Raw genomic sequence first — 962 nt, 5'->3', positions numbered from 1 at the left:
CGGTGACCTACGAATTCATTGCAGGCACGGCTATCGGAGGAACCGACTACACCGCAGCCTCTGGCCCCCAGACCCTGACCTTCAATCCAGGCGTGACGGCTCTGCAGGTTGTATTCACCGCCATCGGAGATGCGATTGATGAGTCTGATGAAACGCTGAGCCTCCAACTCTCCAATCCCACCAACGCAACCTTCGCCAGCGGCTCAACTGCAGTTATCACAGCTGCCACTGGCACAATCATCGATGATGATGATCCACTAATAGATCCAAGTCTAGGCGTCGATATCACATCCTCCGGCAACTTCAACGGCACCGCTCGCAACGACACGCTTACGGGTAATAACGGCGTCAACCAGATCAACGGCCTTGCGGGAAATGACACCATCACCGGTTTGGGCGGGGCTGATGTGCTGACCGGCGGACTTGGTGCAGACACCTTCCGCTACTTAGCACTCACCGACTCCACCCTGGCCGTCTTGGACTTCATCACCGATTTCAATGTCGGACAAGGCGACAAGATTGATTTACCATTCACGCCTTCGGCGGTTCCGAATCGAGGCGTGATCTCAGCCACCACCCTCCAAGGTGCCCTGCAGCTGGCCTTCGCTGACACGAACACAGCGATATCAGGAAATCAACCTCTTCAAGTCGGTGAAGTGGTGGTGTTCAAATGGGGTACCAGCAGTCTCCGCCGCAACACTTACATTGCTTCATCCGATGGCAATCCAGCCAATTTCAATGGCGATCTGCTAATCAAGTTGCCGAACAACACCTTTGGCGCGATCGATAGCACTATATTTATCTAAATGTCTTCTTACCTACAGTCCCATGCAGGCCTAGCCATGATCCCTTCAAAACCTGACCTTACCCATCTCAAACCGCCGTCCGGTCGCACTTTCAGCCTCTGGCGATCAGCCGGAGTGGCACTCTCAGCCGGCGTGGCCGCCGTCTGCCTGAGCAGC

The 962-nt window shown here is 55.2% G+C and carries 1 protein-coding gene; it reads left to right on the top strand.

The features are described from left to right. On the top strand, positions 1-806 hold an 806-nt coding region (locus tag AC01FP_RS17855; protein ID WP_474482117.1), incomplete at its 5' end, for a Calx-beta domain-containing protein. Between the last annotated feature and the right edge of the window lie 156 nt (positions 807-962).

The organism is Cyanobium sp. NIVA-CYA 375 (genome assembly GCF_056108345.1).
The sequence above is the reverse complement of the archived record's forward strand: the minus strand, read 5'-3'. Positions and strand labels throughout refer to the sequence as shown.